The following is a 17,665-nucleotide window of genomic DNA, read 5'->3' on the forward strand; positions in this document are numbered from 1 at the left end:
TGCTCTTCGGAGCCGCAGCCGCCGCATTGGTGGCCCGCAGGCGCTTCAGCAACAAGTCGAAGGATGAGGCTCTCTAAGCCTGCAGGATAATCTTCTCGATTTCGCTTACCGGATGACCGGTAAGGTCCTTGCCAATCTCCCCCACGATCCGTTGTTCGACTTGCTTGTGGTAATGTTTGCGCATGGCTCCCAAGGTGCGCGGAGCCGCGACCACGATCAGCCTGTCGAATTCGTTGTTCAGCGCCCGTCTTTTAAGCGTTTCCGCCATTTGTGCGGCAAACCGATCTTGCTCCAGCTGATGAAAATCCGTCTCTTCATAGGCGCTTCGATGGCCGCCCACGCTGGAAACGGCGCGCCCTGGCTGGTCGCTTCCCTGCTCGCGGTCGGGGGGATTGTCCTGCACGATCTCTCGCTCCAATTCCAGCTTCGGGACATCGGCAAAGCCGCCGTTGCGGAAAAAAAGCGCTTTTTCGCCATCCAAAACGATGACACAAGTATCGCGCGCCAGCTTCATATTGCTTCTCCTGATGTGGCAACAGGATAGAAACGAGCAGAATGCGCCTCGGTTGCGCGATTGGCGAGCCTTTGAATAGCCGGACTTGCCACGATCGCAATCCGCCTTATTAGGTGACGTCCATGCACGACATCCGACTGATCCGCGAAAATCCTGATGCTTTCGACGCCGGACTGGCCAAAAGAGGTCTTGGACCACTGGCCGGACAATTGCTGGCGCTCGACGAAAAAAAGCGAGCCATTTCAACACAGGTGCAGACATGCCAGGCTCGCCGCAATGAAGCCAGCAAGCTGATCGGCCAGGCGATGGCGCAAAAGGACATGGCCAAGGCGGAAGCGTTAAAGGCCGAGGTGGCCGAGCTCAAGGACCGCATGCCTGAGCTTGAGGCACGGGACCGAGCTGTCAGCGAGGAGCTTCACGCGACGCTTCTTGCGATACCCAACCTTCCCGCCGATGATGTGCCCGCAGGCGTGGACGAGAATGACAATGTCGAACAGACGCGCTGGGGAAAACCCCGCGAATTCGGCTTCACGCCACAGGACCATGCCGATTTCGGCCCCGCGCTCGGCCTGGACTTTGAGGCCGCCGCCGCGATGTCGGGCGCGCGCTTCGCCGCACTTCGCGGTCAGATGGCACGCCTTCACCGGGCGCTTGCCCAATTCATGCTTGATCGGCAAAGCTGCGAAAATGGCTATGAGGAGGTCAATCCACCTCTGCTGGTGCGGGACGAGACCCTGATTGGTACAGGCCAGCTTCCCAAATTCGCCGACGACCTGTTCCGGACGACCGACGGCCGCTGGCTTATTCCAACCGCAGAGGTAAGCCTTACCAACCTCGTTCGTGAACAGATCCTTCCGGAAACCTCCCTGCCGCTCCGTTTCACCGCCCTCACCCCCTGCTTTCGCTCGGAGGCGGGTTCGGCGGGCCGCGACACGCGCGGTTTCATTCGACAGCACCAATTCGAAAAGGTGGAGCTGGTGGCGATCTGCCGCCCGGAAGACTCCGAAGCCGAACATCAGAAGATGGTCGCGGCTGCAGAAGGCATTTTACAGGCCCTGAACCTGCCCTATCGCCGCGTCCTGCTGTGCACCGGCGATATGGGTTTTGGCGCGCGGAAGACATATGATCTGGAGGTCTGGCTACCAAGCCAGCAGACCTATCGCGAGATCAGCAGCATCTCCAACTGCGGTGATTTCCAGGCGCGGCGTATGAACGCCCGTTATAAACCGGAAGGGGAGAAGAACACCCGCTTCCTGCACACGCTCAATGGTTCCGGCCTCGCCGTCGGCCGAACGCTGGTAGCGGTGCTGGAAAATTATCAGCAGGCGGATGGCAGTGTCGCCATTCCCGAAATACTGGCTCCCTATGTGGGCGGCATTGAGAAGTTGACGCCGCGCTGAGTCAGATTTGCCGCCCGGCAGCCCGAGAAAGGTCCCAATGCGTATCCTCCTCACCAATGACGACGGCGTCTATGCTCCTGGCCTGAAGGTTCTGGAAAAGATCGCCCGCACCCTGTCCGACGACATATGGATCGTCGCGCCGTCGGAGGAGCAGTCGGGCGCCGGACACAGCCTTACGCTCACTCGCCCCGTCCGGATTCGCAAGCATGGCGAAAAGCATTTCAGCGTCACTGGCACACCGACTGACGCGGTGCTCATGGCGGTGGGACATGTTATGAAGGACAATCCGCCGGATCTCGTTCTCTCAGGCGTCAATCGTGGTGCGAACATTGCCGAGGACGTCACATATTCCGGCACCGTCTCTGCGGCAATGGAAGGCTCGCTTGCCGGCTTCCGCGCCATCGCGCTCAGCCAGATCTATGCCCGCGAAGGCATGGGTGATGCCGTCCCCTTCGCTTGTGCCGAGGCATGGGGAGAAAAGGTGATCCGTCCCCTTCTGGACCTGCCAGCGACGCCCCGCACCCTCATCAACATCAATTTTCCTCCGATTGAACCCGATCAGGTACGTGGCATCCGCGCAGTGCGGCAGGGCTTTCATGACTATGGCCGTTCCACCATTGTCGAAGGCAAGGACCCCCGTGGTTACAGCTATTACTGGTTCGGCCTGGAAAGCGGCATCCGCACTCCTGATAAGGGCACCGATTTGGAAGCCGCAGCGGACAATTATATCACCGTGACACCGCTGCACCTCGACCTGACCCATTATGAAAGTCTGGATCAGCTGCGCGGCGCATTTGACGTCTGAATCCTGACTGTTAAACAGGAAACTGCTGACCACCATCCTTGGGGGGAGGACTTTGCAGCACCCAGTTCCTACCAGCCGCTGGTTCTTGACGCTGGCAACAGTTTCCTGCCTTAGCGCCTGTATTCCGCCCCCCGCTGATGCACCGGCTGGTCGTCCGCTGCCACCAAAAGCCGGGGCCGAGCCGCACCTGCCGACGGACCTGGTTGCTCTTATCGAAGCCGAACCGGTGTGGGAGGCGCGGCGGGTCGCCCCCAGCGCAAAGCAAATTGCCGAAAGCGTTTACACTGTTCAGCCTGACGACACGTTGCGAAGCATCGGCAATCGTACCGGCGCGGGTTCCGAAATTCTGGCGATCGCAAACGGCCTTGAGGCACCTTATGTCATCCGACCCGGGCAAAAACTTCGCGTCCCGGCCGGGCGCTATCATCTGGTGTCGGAAGGCGAAACTGGCATAGCCATTGCCCGCGCCTATAGGATTGCATGGCGTGACATAGTCTCACGCAACGGCCTTGAGGATCCTTTCATCCTGCGCAACGGTCAGCGCCTTTTGCTCCCGGAGCCCGGCAAACGTCCACAAACGCTTGAGGAGCGCGCGGCCGCCTTCCGCCTCGACATTGACGACATCCTGACCGGCGGCCAGCCCGCGCTGAAGGAAGGCGAGCAAACAGCCAAAGCTTCCTCGACTCCCAAACCCCTGCCTGCAACGGCCGCCATCACGGAGCCCAGTCACTTCACCGGCAGTTTTGCCTGGCCTATCAAAGGCAAGCTGCTCTCGCTGTTCGGACAATATGGTAGCGGCTTGCGCAATGACGGGCTTGACATAGCGGTTCCCAAAGGAACCCCCATCCTCGCTGCGGCGGACGGCGTCGTCGCCTATGCCGGCGACGAAATCAGACTGTTCGGCGGCCTCGTCCTCATCAACCATGGCGGCGGCTGGGTAACCGCCTATGGTCATGCCGACAGCCTGAATGTGGTGCGAGGACAGAAGGTAACCAAGGGGCAGGTCATCGGCCTGTCCGGAGCCAGCGGCTTCGTCTCCGAACCCAGTCTGCATTTTGAAATCCGCAGGGACAGGAAACCGCTTGATCCGCTGCTGCATTTACCGGAAAGGTCTTAAGTCTTTAGGTTAGGCCGCCGTAATTCGACCCACCTTCATCACGCGTTTGCCTGCCTTTTAACGAGTGTTCAGGGCGCTGGTCTTGCGCGAAAAAACAACCGTAAAATCTTCAGAAACGCGCCGGCAACCCGTCTGCAAGGGGATGACGGCGCAAAGCAGGTGACATCCGCGCCGATCGGCCCTATTTGGGCGCGCATGGTCACCACCCTCCCCCCGGCGCCGAAGGTCGGCATGGTGTCCTTGGGCTGTCCCAAGGCGCTCGTCGACAGCGAACGCATCCTGACGAAGCTGCGCTCCGACGGCTATGAACTTTCGGGCAATTATGAAGACGCCGACGTCGTTCTGGTCAACACCTGCGGTTTCCTCGATTCCGCCAAGGAAGAATCGCTGGAGGCCATAGGCGAGGCTATTGCGGAAAATGGCCGCGTGATCGTTACGGGTTGCATGGGCAATGAGGCGGACGTCATTCGGGCTCGCTTTCCCGACGTGCTCGCCATCACCGGCGCGCATCAATATGAGGCGGTGGTAAATGCCGTGCATGAGGCATCACCGCCTGTGCCCAACGCCTTTGTCGACCTGGTGCCCGAAGGCGGCCTGAAGCTTACGCCGCGCCATTACAGTTATCTGAAGATTTCCGAAGGGTGCAATCACCGCTGCGCCTTTTGCATTATTCCTTCATTGCGTGGCGATCTCGTCAGTCGCCGTCCTGACGCCATCTTGCGGGAGGCGGAAAAGCTGGTCGCGGCAGGCACCAAGGAATTGCTGATCATCAGTCAGGACACCTCGGCCTATGGCGTCGACATCAGGCACCAGCCGCGTGAGTGGAAGGGCCGGGAAGTCCGCGCCCACATGACCGATCTTGCCCGCGAACTGGGCAGCCTTGGTGCATGGGTGCGCCTCCATTATGTCTATCCCTATCCCCATGTGAACGATGTCATCCCGCTGATGGCCGAAGGGCTCATCACACCTTATCTCGACATCCCCTTCCAGCACGCCGCGCCTTCCGTTCTGAAAGCCATGAAGCGGCCGGCCAATGAGGCCAAGGTGCTTGAACGCATTCGGGGCTGGCGCGAAATCTGTCCGGACATCGCCATCCGCTCCAGCTTCGTGGTCGGCTTTCCTGGTGAGACCGAGGCGGATTTCCAATATCTGCTGAACTGGCTGGACGAGGCCCAACTCGACCGCGTGGGGGCCTTTCGCTTCGAACCGGTAGAGGGAGCGACGGCCAACGCTCTCCCCGATCCAGTGCCGGAGGAGGTCAAAGAGGAGCGCTACCAGCGCATCATGGAAAAAACCGCCGCCATCAGCGCGGCCAAGCTTGAAGCTAAAATCGGCCGCACCCTTCCCGTCATCATCGATATTGCGGATGATGAGGGCGGCGCGACCGGCCGATCACAGGCCGATGCGCCGGAAATCGACGGGGAGGTACATCTCCGCGATGCTCACGATCTGAAACCCGGAGATATTGTCGAGGTGCTCATCGAGGACGCCGACGAGCATGATCTTTTCGGAGTGCAGGCTGCCACGATTTAGTGATGCATCTTAGATTGAACCGTTTGTCCCGAGGCCCTCGACTGCCTGCAAGGCAGGTGCTCGGGATAAACTTCAGCTAAGGATGACCTAAGATGATCATGCTTAACCCGCCATTCTCATCCGTTCAGCTTGCGGATCAGCGGCTCGCTTTTCATTGAACTGCTGGTTCGCCCAAAGAAAAGGTCCAGGTCGATCTTTTCATCGAATGCCACACCGATGCGGTCCGTCCTGCACCAGGCGACATGGGCCTCAACGGGGGGCAAGTTGCGCAATCCAATGCTGACGGCGCTATAAACGCGAACGCCATAGGGAATGACCGCCATCAAGCCGCCTTCGGATATGTTCACAATGCGAAGCGGCAGGCCTTCGGGGAAATCATCGTTGAAGAGCGACCCCTTCACCATGACGCTATAGCGCAATTCATTTGTAACAAAATTTTTCGCGCCGGATTGATCCGGTGATCTGACGATGGTGCTCATATGTGTCCCCCGGCGCCCCCTTTCGTCGCCTCAAAGGCGGTAAAGGGCCATTAAACCATATGAAATATCGGCCGCGAGCGGAAGTTCTTTAGCGTCCGCAGCTTCAATCCACCCAATCCAGGCCAATATCGCGATACAATCCTCGGTCATCCTCCCAATCGGCCTTCACCTTTACATGAAGGTATAGGTGGACCTTACGGCCGAGCAGAGATGCAAGCTCCGCTCGTGCACGTGAGCCGATTTCCTTCAGGCGCGAGCCGCCCTTGCCAAGAATGATGGCGCGCTGGGTAGGCCGGGCCACCAGGATCTGCTGATGGATTTCCACCGATCCGTCCTGGCGCTCGGAATATTTTTCCGTTTCCACTGCGCTGGCATAGGGCAATTCGGCATGAAGTTGATGATATAGCTGCTCGCGGGTTATTTCGGCAGCCAGCATGCGGTCAGTGGCATCGGAAACCTGATCCTCTGGAAAATGCCATGGCCCCTCGGGCACCGCTTGGGCAAGCGTGCGCTTCAGTTCCGGCAAGCCGTCTCCGGTGGCCGCGCTGACAAAGAATGTTTCCGTGAACTCGACCGAGTCATTCAGCCGCCTTGCATGGACCAGCAGCTTCTCCTTCGCGGAAATGTCTACCTTGTTCAGGATCAGCAGCTTGGGTTCCCTGCGGCCTTTCAGTGCCTCGAGGATGATTTCCACCTTGGCGCCAAGGCCCGCCTTGGAATCGATCACCAGCGCGATGAGATCGGCGTCCTGCGTGCCGCCCCATGCGGCCTGCACCATTGCCCGGTCCAGACGGCGGCGCGGTTCGAAAATGCCTGGGGTGTCAACCAGCATGATCTGGGCGTCGCCCTCAATCGCCACGCCCAACAAGCGGGTCCGCGTGGTTTGTGCTTTGGGGGAGGTGATCGCCACCTTCTGCCCTACCAGCGCATTTACCAGCGTCGATTTACCCGCATTGGGAGCACCCACCACGGCTATGAGTCCGCAGCGTGTCATTACTCCAATTCCTCCAATATCTTCTTTGCAGCGGCGGTTTCCGCTTCCTGTTTGGAGCTGCCCTCCGCCGTTGCCTCGGCAACGCCATTGATCGAAACCGTCACGATGAAGCGTGGATTGTGTGCGGGGCCGGTCTTGCCCGTCAGCGCATATTCTGGCGGCTTGCGGCGGTGGGCGGCCGCCCATTCCTGCAGCGCGGATTTGGGATGCTTTGGCGCTGGCTGCTGGCTATCCACCCGATCGGCCCAGGCCCTGCGTACAAACGAACGCGCGACATCTATGCCCCCGTCAATATAGAGAGCGCCGATCAGCGCTTCCATGACATCGCCCAGCACATTATCGCTTTCAATGGCCCCATCGTCGCGGGCTTGCTTGCCAAGGCGCATGTTCGGGCCAAGCGCCAGGTTTCTGGCAATCTCGGCGCAGGTTTCTCCGGCGACGAGCGCGTTCAAGCGGCGGGACAGCATGCCTTCAGGCTCGTCCGCGAAATGCTCGTATAGCCATTCGGCCATGATGAGGCCGAGCACCCGGTCGCCCAGAAATTCCAGTCGTTCGTAGTTTTTTGGGCCGTGGCTCCCGTGGGTCAGGGCTTCTGTAAAAAGATTCAGGTCGACTGGATCATGGCCGAGCTTCCCCCGCACCCATTCAAGGGAATCGGGACGGTTCAAAAGCTTTCCCCGATGCGGCTGAAGCGCGCCGCGGTAAACCAGGTCCATGGTAGCAGCCAGTTAGCGGAACCATTGGTGGAGAAGACGGAAATCAGCGCCTTGCCAACCAGATTCTGCTCAGGAACGAAACCGATGCCCGCTCCATCGACGGCTGGAAAACGACTGTCCGCGCTGCGATCACGATTGTCGCCCATCAAGAACAGATGCCCCTCCGGCACAACGAACACCTCCGTGTTGTCGGCGATGCCGTTCTCCAGATCCAGGACGTTATAGCTCTTCCCGTTAGGTAGCGTTTCCCGATACTGCGGATATCGGCAAATGGGCGTTCCATCGGCGGCGCTACTCTCAAACATCGGCCGATAGCAAGGTGACGCCGCATTTTCCTGAGCTGCTGCATCCAGCATATTCTGCGACACAGGCAGCATAAGGTCTTCGATACGCTTCTTTGGGATGGCAGTACCGTTCAGATAAACCACCCCGTTCTTGACCTGTACAAGATCACCCGCGACCCCGATGACGCGCTTGATATAATCCTGGCGCTGGGTAGGCGGCGCCTTAAACACAACGACATCACCGCGATCAGGCGTATGGGGGAGGATACGGCCGGGAATTAAAGGGAGGCTGAACGGCAGGCTGTAGCGGGAATAGCCATAGGGCCACTTTGCCACCAGCAAATAGTCCCCGATCAGCAATCGGGGCTGCATCGATTCAGAGGGAATATTGAACGGCGACACGATAAAACTACGCAAAATGAAAACGAAGAGACCAAGCTTCACGAGGAACAACAGGAAATCTCCTGTTTCCGATTTCTTCGTCATCCGTTTGGCCTCGCGCGCGGTTCCGGTCATGCTACCGCTTTGCGTTGGATAAGGCTTAGCGTCAAGGGGCGCAGCGACCATGCTTTTTCGCCCGTGATGGTCTATATCGCAAGTGAATCGGGCGTGCGGGTTGAACCAATGAAAGGTATTGAAATGGATCGTAAAGCTGCCTGGAACGCGATTGCCGAAGAACCCGTTGCCGAACTCAAGTCGATATTTGAGGGCAATGCGGATCGGCTTCCGGCGTTCAGCCTGGCCAAGGGCGGCATTCGCTTTGATTGGTCGAAAACCCACCTGACCCCAAGCCTGATCGAAAAATTCGTTTCCCTGGCCGAAGCTTCCGACCTAGCAGGACAGCGGGAGGCGCTGTTCCGGGGCGACGCCGTCAATGTCACGGAGGGCCGCGCCGCCGAGCATATGGCCGAGCGTGGCGAAGGAAATCCGGAAAGCGTTGCCCGCGCCAAGGCTCTGCGCAACCGCATGCGGGCACTGATAGACGCCGTGGAAGCGGAGGCTTTTGGCCCGGTCCGGCATGTTTTGCATGTAGGGATTGGCGGTTCGGCCTTGGGACCCGACCTGCTGATCGACGCGCTGGGCCGGCAGGTGCATCGATATGAGGTCGCCATTGTCTCCAACGTCGACGGAACGGCCCTGGAAGAAGCGATGGAGCGGTTCGACCCCAGCGCCACATTGCTGGTCGTCGCGTCCAAGACTTTCACCACCACCGAAACCATGCTGAACGCGCAAAGCGTGATCAACTGGATGGTGGAGGATGGCGTCGAGGACCCCTATGGGCGCGTGATCGCCCTTACCGCTTCACCTGAAAAAGCGATTGAATGGGGGGTGGATGAAACGCGGGTTCTGCCCTTTTCGGAAAGTGTTGGAGGGCGCTACTCGCTTTGGTCTTCAATCGGATTCCCCGCTGCGATCGCGCTGGGATGGGAGTCGTATGAGAACCTGCTAGAGGGCGCTGCGGCGATGGACCGGCATTTCCGGCTGGCCGAATTTCACAAGAACGCGCCGGTGCTGGCCGCCTTTGTCGATCAATATTATGCGCGGGTGATGAACTGCCAGACACGCGCTGTGTTCGCCTATGACGAGCGGCTGCGGCTGCTGCCCTCCTATCTCCAGCAATTGGAAATGGAGAGCAATGGCAAGAGCGTCACGCGCGAAGGCCAACTCGTCGATGGTCCGACCGCGGCCATCACTTGGGGAGGCGTTGGGACAGATGCACAGCATGCCGTGTTCCAATTGCTGCATCAGGGGACCCATGTCGTGCCGGTCGAATTCATCGCCGCGGTCGAGCCGGGGCATGCCTTGGACCCCGCCCATCATCGTACCCTTCTGGTGAACTGCTTCGCTCAGGGCGCAGCGCTAATGCAGGGACGCGAGAACAAGGATGATCCCGCCCGAGCTTATCCCGGCAACCGCCCGTCCTCTACGTTTCTGCTTGACGATGTGACCCCGGAAATACTGGGTGGCCTCATCGCCTTCTACGAGCATCGCACCTTCGCCAACGCGGTGCTGATGGGCATTAATCCATTCGACCAGTTCGGTGTGGAGCTAGGCAAGGAGATCGCAAAATCGATCGAAAAGGGCGGACCGCAGGGCTTCGATCCATCGACCATGGCCTTGATCAGGCTGGCGTTCGAATAGTCTTGCCGACCTCAATAGCTTAGAAGCCGCAAACTATGCTCCTGCCTGCGCAGGAACACCCATCATGTTGCTTTCTGCCCCAGGCCGGTACTCACCATCTCCTTTGGTAGTAGTCCGGCTTGGCAGGCGTTATGCTGGCTGATCTACTTGTTGGCCCACAGCCCTGATGTTACCCAATGGCTTCCTTCAGGAATGTGGCGACGGCGCCGGGGAATGTGGTGCAACAGGCTGATGCTCCCAAAATTCGAACTCGCCGCGGCAAGGTCGCCGATCCTGTCCGTCATGCCGCAGAAACACGCACGGCGGCCGCTGAAAAGCTTTTAAGCCTTTCCATCGTCATTCCGATCCACAATGAGCTGGACAACCTGCTGCCGCTTTACCGTGAGTTAAAGGACGTCACCGATCGGCTCGGCAGGACGTATGAAATCATTCTTGTCGATGATGGTTCGACCGATGGCAGCACTGCGCTTATCCAGCAACTCGCCAATCAGGATGAGAATGTGCGCGGCGTGATTTTTCGCCGGAACTATGGACAAACGGCCGCCATGCAGGCGGGGATTGGCCATGCCCGCATGGACCTGGTGGTCACCATGGACGGCGACCTGCAGAACGATCCGGTCGATATCGAACGCATGATCAGCAAGCTAGAAGAAGGGTTTGACCTTGTCCATGGCTGGCGGCGGGATCGGCAGGACGCGCTGGTAAACCGCAAGATCCCCTCCCGCATCGCGAACTGGATGATCTCACATGTCACCCATTTCCCGATCCATGACCTTGGCTGCACGCTGAAGATCATGCGCCGGGACATCTTGGAGGAAATCGACCTTTACGGCGACATGCACCGCTTCATCCCGATCCTTCTTTACCAGCGTGGCGCGCGCTGCGCCGAGTTGCCGGTCAATCATCGGCAAAGGGTGGCAGGCGTTACCAAATATGGCATCGGGCGGACACTGGTGGTGCTGCTCGACCTCATGACCGTCAAGTTCCTGTTGGACTACGCGTCGCATCCCATGCGGATTTTTGGAGGGTTGGGGCTTGCCTGCTTTGGACTCTCCGCCCTGGCCTTCCTTGCCACCATTATCATGAAGTTGGACGGGGTGGACATGACCGGAAATCCGCTGTTGCTGATGACCGTGGTGTCGGGAGGAGCCGGATTGCAGCTGCTCAGCCTGGGCATTCTGGGGGAAGTTATGGCGCGGATCTATTATCGCAAAAATTCGAAGACCCATTATGGCATTCGCACCCTGTTGAACTTTCCACCTTTGGGGCACGACGGAGACGCGGGCGAATGACGGTGATGGATGAGCTGCGCTCCGGACCAGCACCCATCCTCAAATCGAAGCCAAGCATTTCGGCAAATTCAAATCGTACGATACTGATCGGAATCATGATCATCGGGGCTTTGCTGCGCTTCTATGAAATCAGACTGCCGCTGATCGATGCTTTCAGCTGGCGGGAGGCAAGTTCCGCGATGATGGCGGAGAATTTCCGCGAGCGAAGCTGGAACATCTTTTTCCCGGAGGTGAACTGGACCGGCCCCGGACCAAGCTATCAAGGGCGCGAATTCCAGCTCTTCGGCTATATCGTCGCGCTGCTTTCAGTGCCCCTTGGCTGGCATGACTGGATCGGCCGCCTCGTGGCGGGGCTTTTTGGGCTCGTCACATTATTCTCGCTGCACCGGCTCGTAGCGCTCATCTGGGATGAGGTGCATGCTCATCTCGCGGCCCTGTCCTACGCCCTGATGCCGGGCGCGATCATGATCGACAGTTCCTTCATTCCCGACCCCGCAATGCTGGCCCTGATCACGCTGGGCATATGGTTATTCGTCAAATATTGGGTGACGGGAACGGCCTATCTGCTGCCCTTGGCGACGGCGGCGTTCACGCTGGGGGCCTTGGCCAAACTACCGGGTCTGGCTGCGGGACTTATCGTTGCTTACCTCGCCGGCGTCTGGACTTGGCGTGGGCGGTGGTCCGCAGCCGCAAAGGTGCTGGTATATGGCGGTATCGGGCTCATCGTGGTGGTGGCCTATTATGCCTGGGCTGTTTATCTCGGGAACAGCTATCCCCCCTATCATGTGGCGGGGAGCGGCTACATCTGGGACGATGGGGTAGGAAGGCTCATTCGAGAGCGTTTCTACCTTGGTTCGGCGAGGGACACCGCTATTTGGTGGTTCTACGGCTATCCGCTCTTGCTCCTGATGGCGGTAGGCATATTTGCGCCCCCTCCCAAGACCGCAGAAGGTCGCGATCCCGTCCTGATATACATACCCTTACTTTGGCTCGTGGCAGGCGGGATTGTCTATTTGGCCGCCGCGCGGGAGATGAATAACAACCCCTGGAACTTCCATTTCTTCCACATACCGCTGGCGATTTTTGCTGGCCGCGGAATGCTGCTGCTCGCGACATTCGAGCGCACCTCGATCGTGGCCGCTCCGGCTCTAACCCGTCTGGGCGTCATTTTGATGCTGGTAATGGCCGGGTCCACATTTCCCCTGGTTGCTACGATGAAGCGCCCCTATGCGGAAAATGCCATGCTGATGGGAAAACGACTGGCGGAGCTTAAAAGACCTGGGGATTTGTCGGCGGTAGTGTCGCCCGACGTGGGCGATCCTATCGCGATATATTACAGTAGGGGGCGCGGCTGGGTTTTCCCCCTTGGGGGCGGAGATACCGACTGGGCGACTTTCCTTGAGGACGATGCCTCGGCCATCGCTCAGTTAGAGAAGCTTCGCGCCGAGGGAGCCGACTGGTTTGCCGTTGCAAAGAACGCTGAGGACAACACAGGACGCAATTTCCTGAAGCATCATGCAGGCGTCATCGCGCATCTGAACGCGACCGCAAAGCTGGTGGATGATAACGAACGGTATATGATCTACCAGCTAAACGTCCATTGAACCGCCCAGCCAGGATCAAGCAGCCCTCTGAGCCTTCCGTTCGCGGTAGATCATCCAGAGATTGCGCACATATACCGCCAGGCCCAACCCCTGCCCGATGATGAACACGGGGTCTTCGCGATAGATGGCATATGCGGTCATCGCGGCTCCACCAACCAATGACAGATGCCAGAAGGCGACTGGCACGACAGAGCGCCCGGCCCGTTCCGAATGGAGCCACTGCACGATGAAGCGCATGCCGAAAACGACCTGCGCCCCCAATCCAAGCGCGACCCACCATAATTCGGTGGTGGTCTCAACCTTGAAGAAGGCGAGAATGTCGATGAGTCGCCTCCCTTTGCGCGAATAGCCGCCTACTTTTGTGGAAGCCATAGGCGAGCGTCAAGCTTAACTCCCAGGAACAGCTCGACTCCTATTTGCTTGCGCCTGCCTCCACCGGCCGACTAACCCGCCAGATTATCCCGCCAGCATCATCGCTCACCAGCAGCGCACCCCTTCCATCGATCGTGACGTCCACCGGTCTCCCGCGAACTTCCTCACCCGATAAAAAGCCTGTCAACACGTCGATCGGCAGACCCAAAGGTTTCCCGTTTTCGTCAAATTTCACGAACACCACTTTGAAGCCGGCAAGCGGCTTGCGGTTCCAGCTTCCGTGCAGCGCAATGAAAGCGCCGCTGGAAAATCCGTCGCCCAATTTCGCGCCCGTCGCAAAGGTGAGACCCAGCGGAGCTGTATGCGCACCCAGCCCATAATCGGGTCGATGCGTATATTCCCGCAGGTCTGGCCGTTCGGGCTGAACACGCTTGTCCTCATAACCGCCCCAGTAATTCCATGGCCAGCCGTAAAAACCGCCGAATTCGACACGGGTCAGATAATCGGGAACAAGATCGCTACCCAGCATATCGCGTTCGTTCACCACCGCCCAAAGCTCATCGCTATTTGGCTTCCAGGCCATGCCCACCGGATTTCGAAGGCCGCTGGCAAAGATGCGATAGCTCCCCGTCTTGGTGTTCATTTCCAAAATTGAGGCGCGATTATCCTCCTTGTCCAGCCCATATTCGCCGATATTGCTCGCAGAACCCACGCCGATATAAAGTCGCGAACCATCCGGGCTGGCGAGCAGGCTGCGCGTCCAATGAAAGTTCGGCTGCTGCTTGGGCAGGTTCAGGACCCTGCGGCCCCTATCCGTGATCTGTATGTCCCCTTCCTTATAGGGAAAGGCCATCAGCGCATCGCTATTGGCGACCCAGAGCGTTCCGTTCACTAACGCCATGCCATAGGGCGAGTTGAGGCCTTTGAGCAGTATATGACGCTCCTCCGGCTTCCCGTCTCCATCCTTGTCGCGCAACAGCGTGATCCGGTTGGGAGAGGGCACTTCCGCGCCCGCCTTGCCCATCAAGAATCGCATCACAATGCCTTTTATCCCCCCGACCTTGCGGGGCGGGCTTGCTGTTTCCGCCACCAATATGTCGCCATTGGGGAGGCGCAGCATGGAGCGGGGGTGCGAAAGCCCCTCGGCCAAGCGCTCCACCGTCAATCCGGCGGCGGCCACGGGCTTTTCGTCCGCTTTCCATACCCTCATATCGGGAATGTTGATGGTGGGGATCATTTCCCGACGGGGCGCCGTAATCCTGGGCTCCCGGCCGGAAAGCTGCGCAACCGAAAGCCGAGCCGTATCGCCGCGGGAAAGGTAGAAGATCGCACCGGCCGCAAGCGCCAGGCAGAGCAGGATGAACAAGAAAATGTGCTTCAGCATGGCGACTTACTATGCGCTCATCTGATCACGTTCAAGCGGGCCCAACCTATTTGTGCCGGTCGCGCAACCACATGGTCAAGCCGATGGCTACGCCCAACCCAAATCCCGCCAACAAACCGATTGTGGGCTGGCCCATTAAACCTCCGGCGATTACGCCCGTTATGGACAAAAGCGCGATGATGGAGCCCGCACCCTGCGGCGAGCCTTCCTGTTTTTCTTTCATCCGGCTCCTTTGCCATGCTTCAAAGCGGGACGCCAGTTGTGCCGAAACGAGATGAATGTGCCGAATTGGCATTTGGCTAACGGGCCATTCACTCTTGTTGCTCGCAGCAATGCGTTTGTCCCGAAAACTGGCACGGCCATTGAAACGCCGTTCCCGATCGTCTTCGATATCTTTCGGGAGTTGCGAATTGCTGGTGCCATATCTGTCTAGCCGAAAGAGTTTTGATGACGCGCAGGACCTGATTTTCCGCTTCGGCGATAATGCGGGCTTTGAGGCCGCCGCCCGTGCCGACCGCAGCCGGGACGTCGGCAACCACATTCATTTCTGTCATTGGCGGCAGATCGAACGGCTCATCATCCTGTTGTCGGCCGACGAGCCGATCGGCACGGTACACTGATCCCCATCAATCTCCTAAAGGCGCAGTCCCGCCGTCTCATCAAGGCCCGCAAGGATATTCAGGTTCTGGACAGCAGCGCCCGCCGCGCCCTTGCCCAGATTATCCAGGGCAGCAACCAGCCGCGCCTGACCAGCTTGCTCATTACCAAAGACGAATATCTCGAGCCGGTCGGTGGTGCCGACCTGTTCAATCTCCAGTGCACCCCTTGCCTCGCATTCGGCCTTGCTCGCCACCCCAATCAGGCTTGATTCGGCATAGGCCGCTGCCAGCACGTCCCGCAGCGCATCCACCGAAGGCGAACCGCGCATGGCGGAAACCTGCAACGGCACCTCTACCAGCATGCCCCGATACACCCGCGCCACAGCCGGGGTGAACAGCGGCGCATATTTTACCCCAGCATGAAGCTGCATCTCCGGCACGTGCTTGTGCCCCAATCCCAAAGCATAAGCGCGAAATGCGGTGTCATAACGCTCTGGTGCGTTCGCATCCTCAAAGGCGGCGATCATGGACTTGCCGCCCCCCGAATAGCCCGACACAGCGTTGACCGTGAGCGGCCAGTCAGTTGGAAGCAGTCCCGCCCGGATCAGCGGCCGGACCAATGCCAGAAAACCAGTAGGATAGCAGCCGGGATTGGAGACGAAGCGCGCCTCCCCCAGCCGCTGCCGCATGTCCGGCTCCAGCTCGGCAAAGCCATAGGTCCAGCCATCGGCCACCCGATGCGCCGTCGACGCATCAATGATCTTGGTCCGGTCGTTGTCGATCAACGAAACCGCCTCACGAGCCGCATCGTCGGGCAGGCAAAGAATGACGACATCAGCATCGTTGAGCGCGTTCTTGCGAGCAGCCGGAGCCTTACGGTCGTTGTCGGACAGGGTGATGAGCGAAAGCCCACTGCGTCCGACCAGCCGCTCGCGAATTTCTATGCCAGTGGTTCCCGCGCCGCCATCGATGAAAACCTGAATACTCATGCCTTGATCCTTTTGCGCGCCAGCAGCGGCTGCGCATGTCCGTCGGCGAGCCGCGCCACGACATCCGCAAGCGGTTCGGTCGTCACCTGCATCCAATATGCATTGGCATGAATGAGATTGTCGCCGTCCGCCATAAAGCCGACATGGCCGGGAAAGAAAATGATATCGCCCCGCTGCAGCGCATCGTCAGACCCGATTTCTTCGCCAAGCGCCGCCATTTGCATGTCGGTGTCCCTCGGCGCTGCGATCCCGCATCGAGCGAGACAGAGTTGCACAAGTCCGGAACAATCCAGGCCGAAACTACTCCGCCCGCCCCACAGATACGGGGAACCGGTAAGCGTTTCCGCAATCATAACGGGATCGTTATCGATTTCCCCCATGCTGGAAAGGTGACGCAGATGAATGAACCCCCCCGAAGTCTTCAAAAAAGCGCCTTCAACCGCCCCCGCCACGAGCGATCCCATCGGGAGCAGCGACACTTCGGGCGATTTGATATTGGCCTCGGCAAAAACCAACGCGGCTGAAGCAGAGACCAAATGGGTGGGTTCAAGCGGTTTGCCCAGTGCAGCGACCGGGATGTAGCCAACATAATGGTCATGCGCACTAAAACCCCATGCCCATCCGCCCGCCACATCGATAGCCTGAAACAGCTCGCCCTGAAGCAGTTCGGACACTGCCGTCGAACCATGATCCGGCTTCGAACGCATCGCCGCCCGAGTCGCGACCAAGGAAAAAGTCTGGGGGCAGGAATAATGAGGTGCGAAATATTTGCCGGCAAGCGCAAGGTCCGCCAGGTCGCCGCGAATGGCGTTAACTCGCCGGTCCAGCGCTATCGAGCGCCCGGTCAATGTGAAACGGTCCCGTCCTGCCTTAGCTTGCGACCCGCTTTTTACCCCAATGTTCATCGCTTGATTCAGCGATGAAGCGCTCGAATCCGTCAAGAAAATGCGCCCCTTTCGACGTCCTGGTTATGAAGATGTTGCGTCGGTCCGCTTCATCCCGCTCGCGGCGCAGATAGCCGAGAGCGCCCAGTTTGTTCAAGGCACGAGTAATAACGGGCTTCGAAACGTTGAGTTTGTCAGCCAAACCCCGCACTGTGTGGGGGCCTGGCATGATATACACAATCATCATCAAGGCCATTTGGCGATTGGTGAGATCGGGCTCCCCCGACCGCACATAGTCGACAAGCGTCCGCATCCAGTTGCCCAGAGCCGTTCCGGTCAACGGAGCCGCTTCGTTCAAGTCGGCTTTTGCGCTATGCTTGTTCATGCCAACCCAACGCATCAGATGCGAACCGGTTGCGAAACGGACTTCAAAAAAGGATTTGATGTGGATGGAAATCGCCCGAAAGGCGGCAACCATCGTTACGACTGTGTACCGAATGGCTGGTTTGCGTCATTTTAGAAGGGTATCGATCCTGAAGATCTAGGCTCATTAGGTT

Annotated in this window: 19 protein-coding genes; 8 read left to right on the forward strand and 11 right to left on the reverse strand. The window is 58.8% G+C overall.

From position 1 onward, the window contains the following. Positions 1-73: 73 nt before the first annotated feature. The gene (locus tag HNQ99_RS07655) at positions 74-514 is read right to left on the reverse strand and encodes a host attachment family protein (protein WP_184475055.1); all 441 of its coding nucleotides are present in this window, start codon (positions 512-514) and stop codon (positions 74-76) included. 122 nt (positions 515-636) lie between these two features. Between HNQ99_RS07655 and serS the strand changes: the two genes are divergently transcribed. The 4 genes from serS (at position 637) to rimO (ending at position 5,369) form a co-directional block, all read left to right on the forward strand. Continuing rightward, entirely contained in the window at positions 637-1,914 is a 1,278-nt protein-coding gene (gene serS, locus HNQ99_RS07660; RefSeq protein ID WP_184475056.1) for a serine--tRNA ligase, read from the forward strand. A 37-nt stretch (positions 1,915-1,951) separates the two neighbouring features. Further along, positions 1,952-2,719, forward strand: a complete 768-nt coding sequence (gene surE, locus HNQ99_RS07665; protein WP_184475057.1) for a 5'/3'-nucleotidase SurE — start codon at positions 1,952-1,954, stop codon at positions 2,717-2,719. 52 nt (positions 2,720-2,771) lie between these two features. Further along, a complete protein-coding gene (locus tag HNQ99_RS07670) occupies positions 2,772-3,836 on the forward strand; it encodes a M23 family metallopeptidase (RefSeq protein WP_246414788.1) in 1,065 nt (354 codons plus the stop codon). 195 nt (positions 3,837-4,031) lie between these two features. Continuing rightward, entirely contained in the window at positions 4,032-5,369 is a 1,338-nt protein-coding gene (rimO, locus tag HNQ99_RS07675) for a 30S ribosomal protein S12 methylthiotransferase RimO (protein ID WP_184475222.1), read from the forward strand. A 116-nt stretch (positions 5,370-5,485) separates the two neighbouring features. Here rimO and HNQ99_RS07680 read toward each other — a convergent pair whose 3' ends face one another. The 4 genes from HNQ99_RS07680 to lepB all read right to left on the reverse strand — a co-directional run bounded on the left by HNQ99_RS07680 (position 5,486) and on the right by lepB (position 8,328). Then, entirely contained in the window at positions 5,486-5,848 is a 363-nt protein-coding gene (locus HNQ99_RS07680; protein WP_184475058.1) for a PilZ domain-containing protein, read from the reverse strand. A gap of 103 nt (positions 5,849-5,951) precedes the next feature. Next, complete coding sequence (gene era, locus HNQ99_RS07685; protein WP_184475059.1) at positions 5,952-6,842, reverse strand: GTPase Era; 891 nt, start codon at positions 6,840-6,842, stop codon at positions 5,952-5,954. Further along, positions 6,842-7,558: a ribonuclease III gene (rnc, locus tag HNQ99_RS07690; protein ID WP_184475060.1), complete on the reverse strand. Its 717-nt coding sequence runs from the start codon at positions 7,556-7,558 to the stop codon at positions 6,842-6,844. The genes era and rnc overlap by 1 nt, the downstream gene beginning before the upstream one ends. Next, positions 7,507-8,328 (reverse strand): signal peptidase I, encoded by an 822-nt coding sequence (gene lepB / locus HNQ99_RS07695; protein ID WP_184475223.1) that lies wholly within the window; start codon positions 8,326-8,328, stop codon positions 7,507-7,509. The genes rnc and lepB overlap by 52 nt, the downstream gene beginning before the upstream one ends. A 153-nt stretch (positions 8,329-8,481) precedes the next feature. On the opposite strand from lepB, the gene pgi reads away from it, so the two are divergent. From pgi to HNQ99_RS07710, 3 genes are all read left to right on the forward strand, one after another. Continuing rightward, the gene (gene pgi / locus HNQ99_RS07700; RefSeq protein WP_246414790.1) at positions 8,482-9,984 is read left to right on the forward strand and encodes a glucose-6-phosphate isomerase; all 1,503 of its coding nucleotides are present in this window, start codon (positions 8,482-8,484) and stop codon (positions 9,982-9,984) included. 194 nt (positions 9,985-10,178) lie between these two features. Continuing rightward, the gene (locus HNQ99_RS07705; RefSeq protein ID WP_221232621.1) at positions 10,179-11,276 is read left to right on the forward strand and encodes a glycosyltransferase family 2 protein; all 1,098 of its coding nucleotides are present in this window, start codon (positions 10,179-10,181) and stop codon (positions 11,274-11,276) included. Further along, a complete protein-coding gene (locus HNQ99_RS07710; RefSeq protein ID WP_184475063.1) occupies positions 11,273-12,880 on the forward strand; it encodes an ArnT family glycosyltransferase in 1,608 nt (535 codons plus the stop codon). Before HNQ99_RS07705 ends, HNQ99_RS07710 begins: the two co-directional genes overlap by 4 nt. Before the next feature lie 15 nt (positions 12,881-12,895). Here HNQ99_RS07710 and HNQ99_RS07715 read toward each other — a convergent pair whose 3' ends face one another. From HNQ99_RS07715 to HNQ99_RS07725, 3 genes are read right to left on the reverse strand one after another with little or no spacing between them, the layout of a single operon-like run. Beyond that, entirely contained in the window at positions 12,896-13,252 is a 357-nt protein-coding gene (locus HNQ99_RS07715; RefSeq protein ID WP_184475064.1) for a lipid-A-disaccharide synthase N-terminal domain-containing protein, read from the reverse strand. 40 nt (positions 13,253-13,292) lie between these two features. After that, the gene (locus tag HNQ99_RS07720; RefSeq protein ID WP_184475065.1) at positions 13,293-14,636 is read right to left on the reverse strand and encodes a PQQ-dependent sugar dehydrogenase; all 1,344 of its coding nucleotides are present in this window, start codon (positions 14,634-14,636) and stop codon (positions 13,293-13,295) included. 46 nt (positions 14,637-14,682) lie between these two features. Then, the gene (locus tag HNQ99_RS07725) at positions 14,683-14,859 is read right to left on the reverse strand and encodes a hypothetical protein (protein WP_184475066.1); all 177 of its coding nucleotides are present in this window, start codon (positions 14,857-14,859) and stop codon (positions 14,683-14,685) included. 193 nt (positions 14,860-15,052) lie between these two features. On the opposite strand from HNQ99_RS07725, the gene HNQ99_RS07730 reads away from it, so the two are divergent. Further along, positions 15,053-15,256 carry a hypothetical protein gene (locus HNQ99_RS07730; RefSeq protein ID WP_184475224.1) on the forward strand — a complete coding sequence of 68 codons (204 nt, stop codon included), beginning with the start codon at positions 15,053-15,055 and terminating at the stop codon, positions 15,254-15,256. A gap of 14 nt (positions 15,257-15,270) precedes the next feature. On the opposite strand, the gene argC is transcribed toward HNQ99_RS07730, so the two are convergent. The 3 genes from argC to HNQ99_RS07745 are packed head-to-tail and all read right to left on the reverse strand — an operon-like array spanning position 15,271 to position 17,493. Then, the gene (gene argC / locus HNQ99_RS07735; protein WP_184475067.1) at positions 15,271-16,224 is read right to left on the reverse strand and encodes an N-acetyl-gamma-glutamyl-phosphate reductase; all 954 of its coding nucleotides are present in this window, start codon (positions 16,222-16,224) and stop codon (positions 15,271-15,273) included. Then, positions 16,221-17,129, reverse strand: a complete 909-nt coding sequence (locus HNQ99_RS07740) for a C40 family peptidase (protein WP_184475068.1) — start codon at positions 17,127-17,129, stop codon at positions 16,221-16,223. The genes argC and HNQ99_RS07740 overlap by 4 nt, the downstream gene beginning before the upstream one ends. After that, positions 17,095-17,493 carry a MarR family transcriptional regulator gene (locus HNQ99_RS07745; RefSeq protein WP_407692310.1) on the reverse strand — a complete coding sequence of 133 codons (399 nt, stop codon included), beginning with the start codon at positions 17,491-17,493 and terminating at the stop codon, positions 17,095-17,097. The genes HNQ99_RS07740 and HNQ99_RS07745 overlap by 35 nt, the downstream gene beginning before the upstream one ends. Between the last annotated feature and the right edge of the window lie 172 nt (positions 17,494-17,665).

This window comes from Rhizorhapis suberifaciens (assembly GCF_014200045.1).
Classification (GTDB): domain Bacteria; phylum Pseudomonadota; class Alphaproteobacteria; order Sphingomonadales; family Sphingomonadaceae; genus Rhizorhapis; species Rhizorhapis suberifaciens.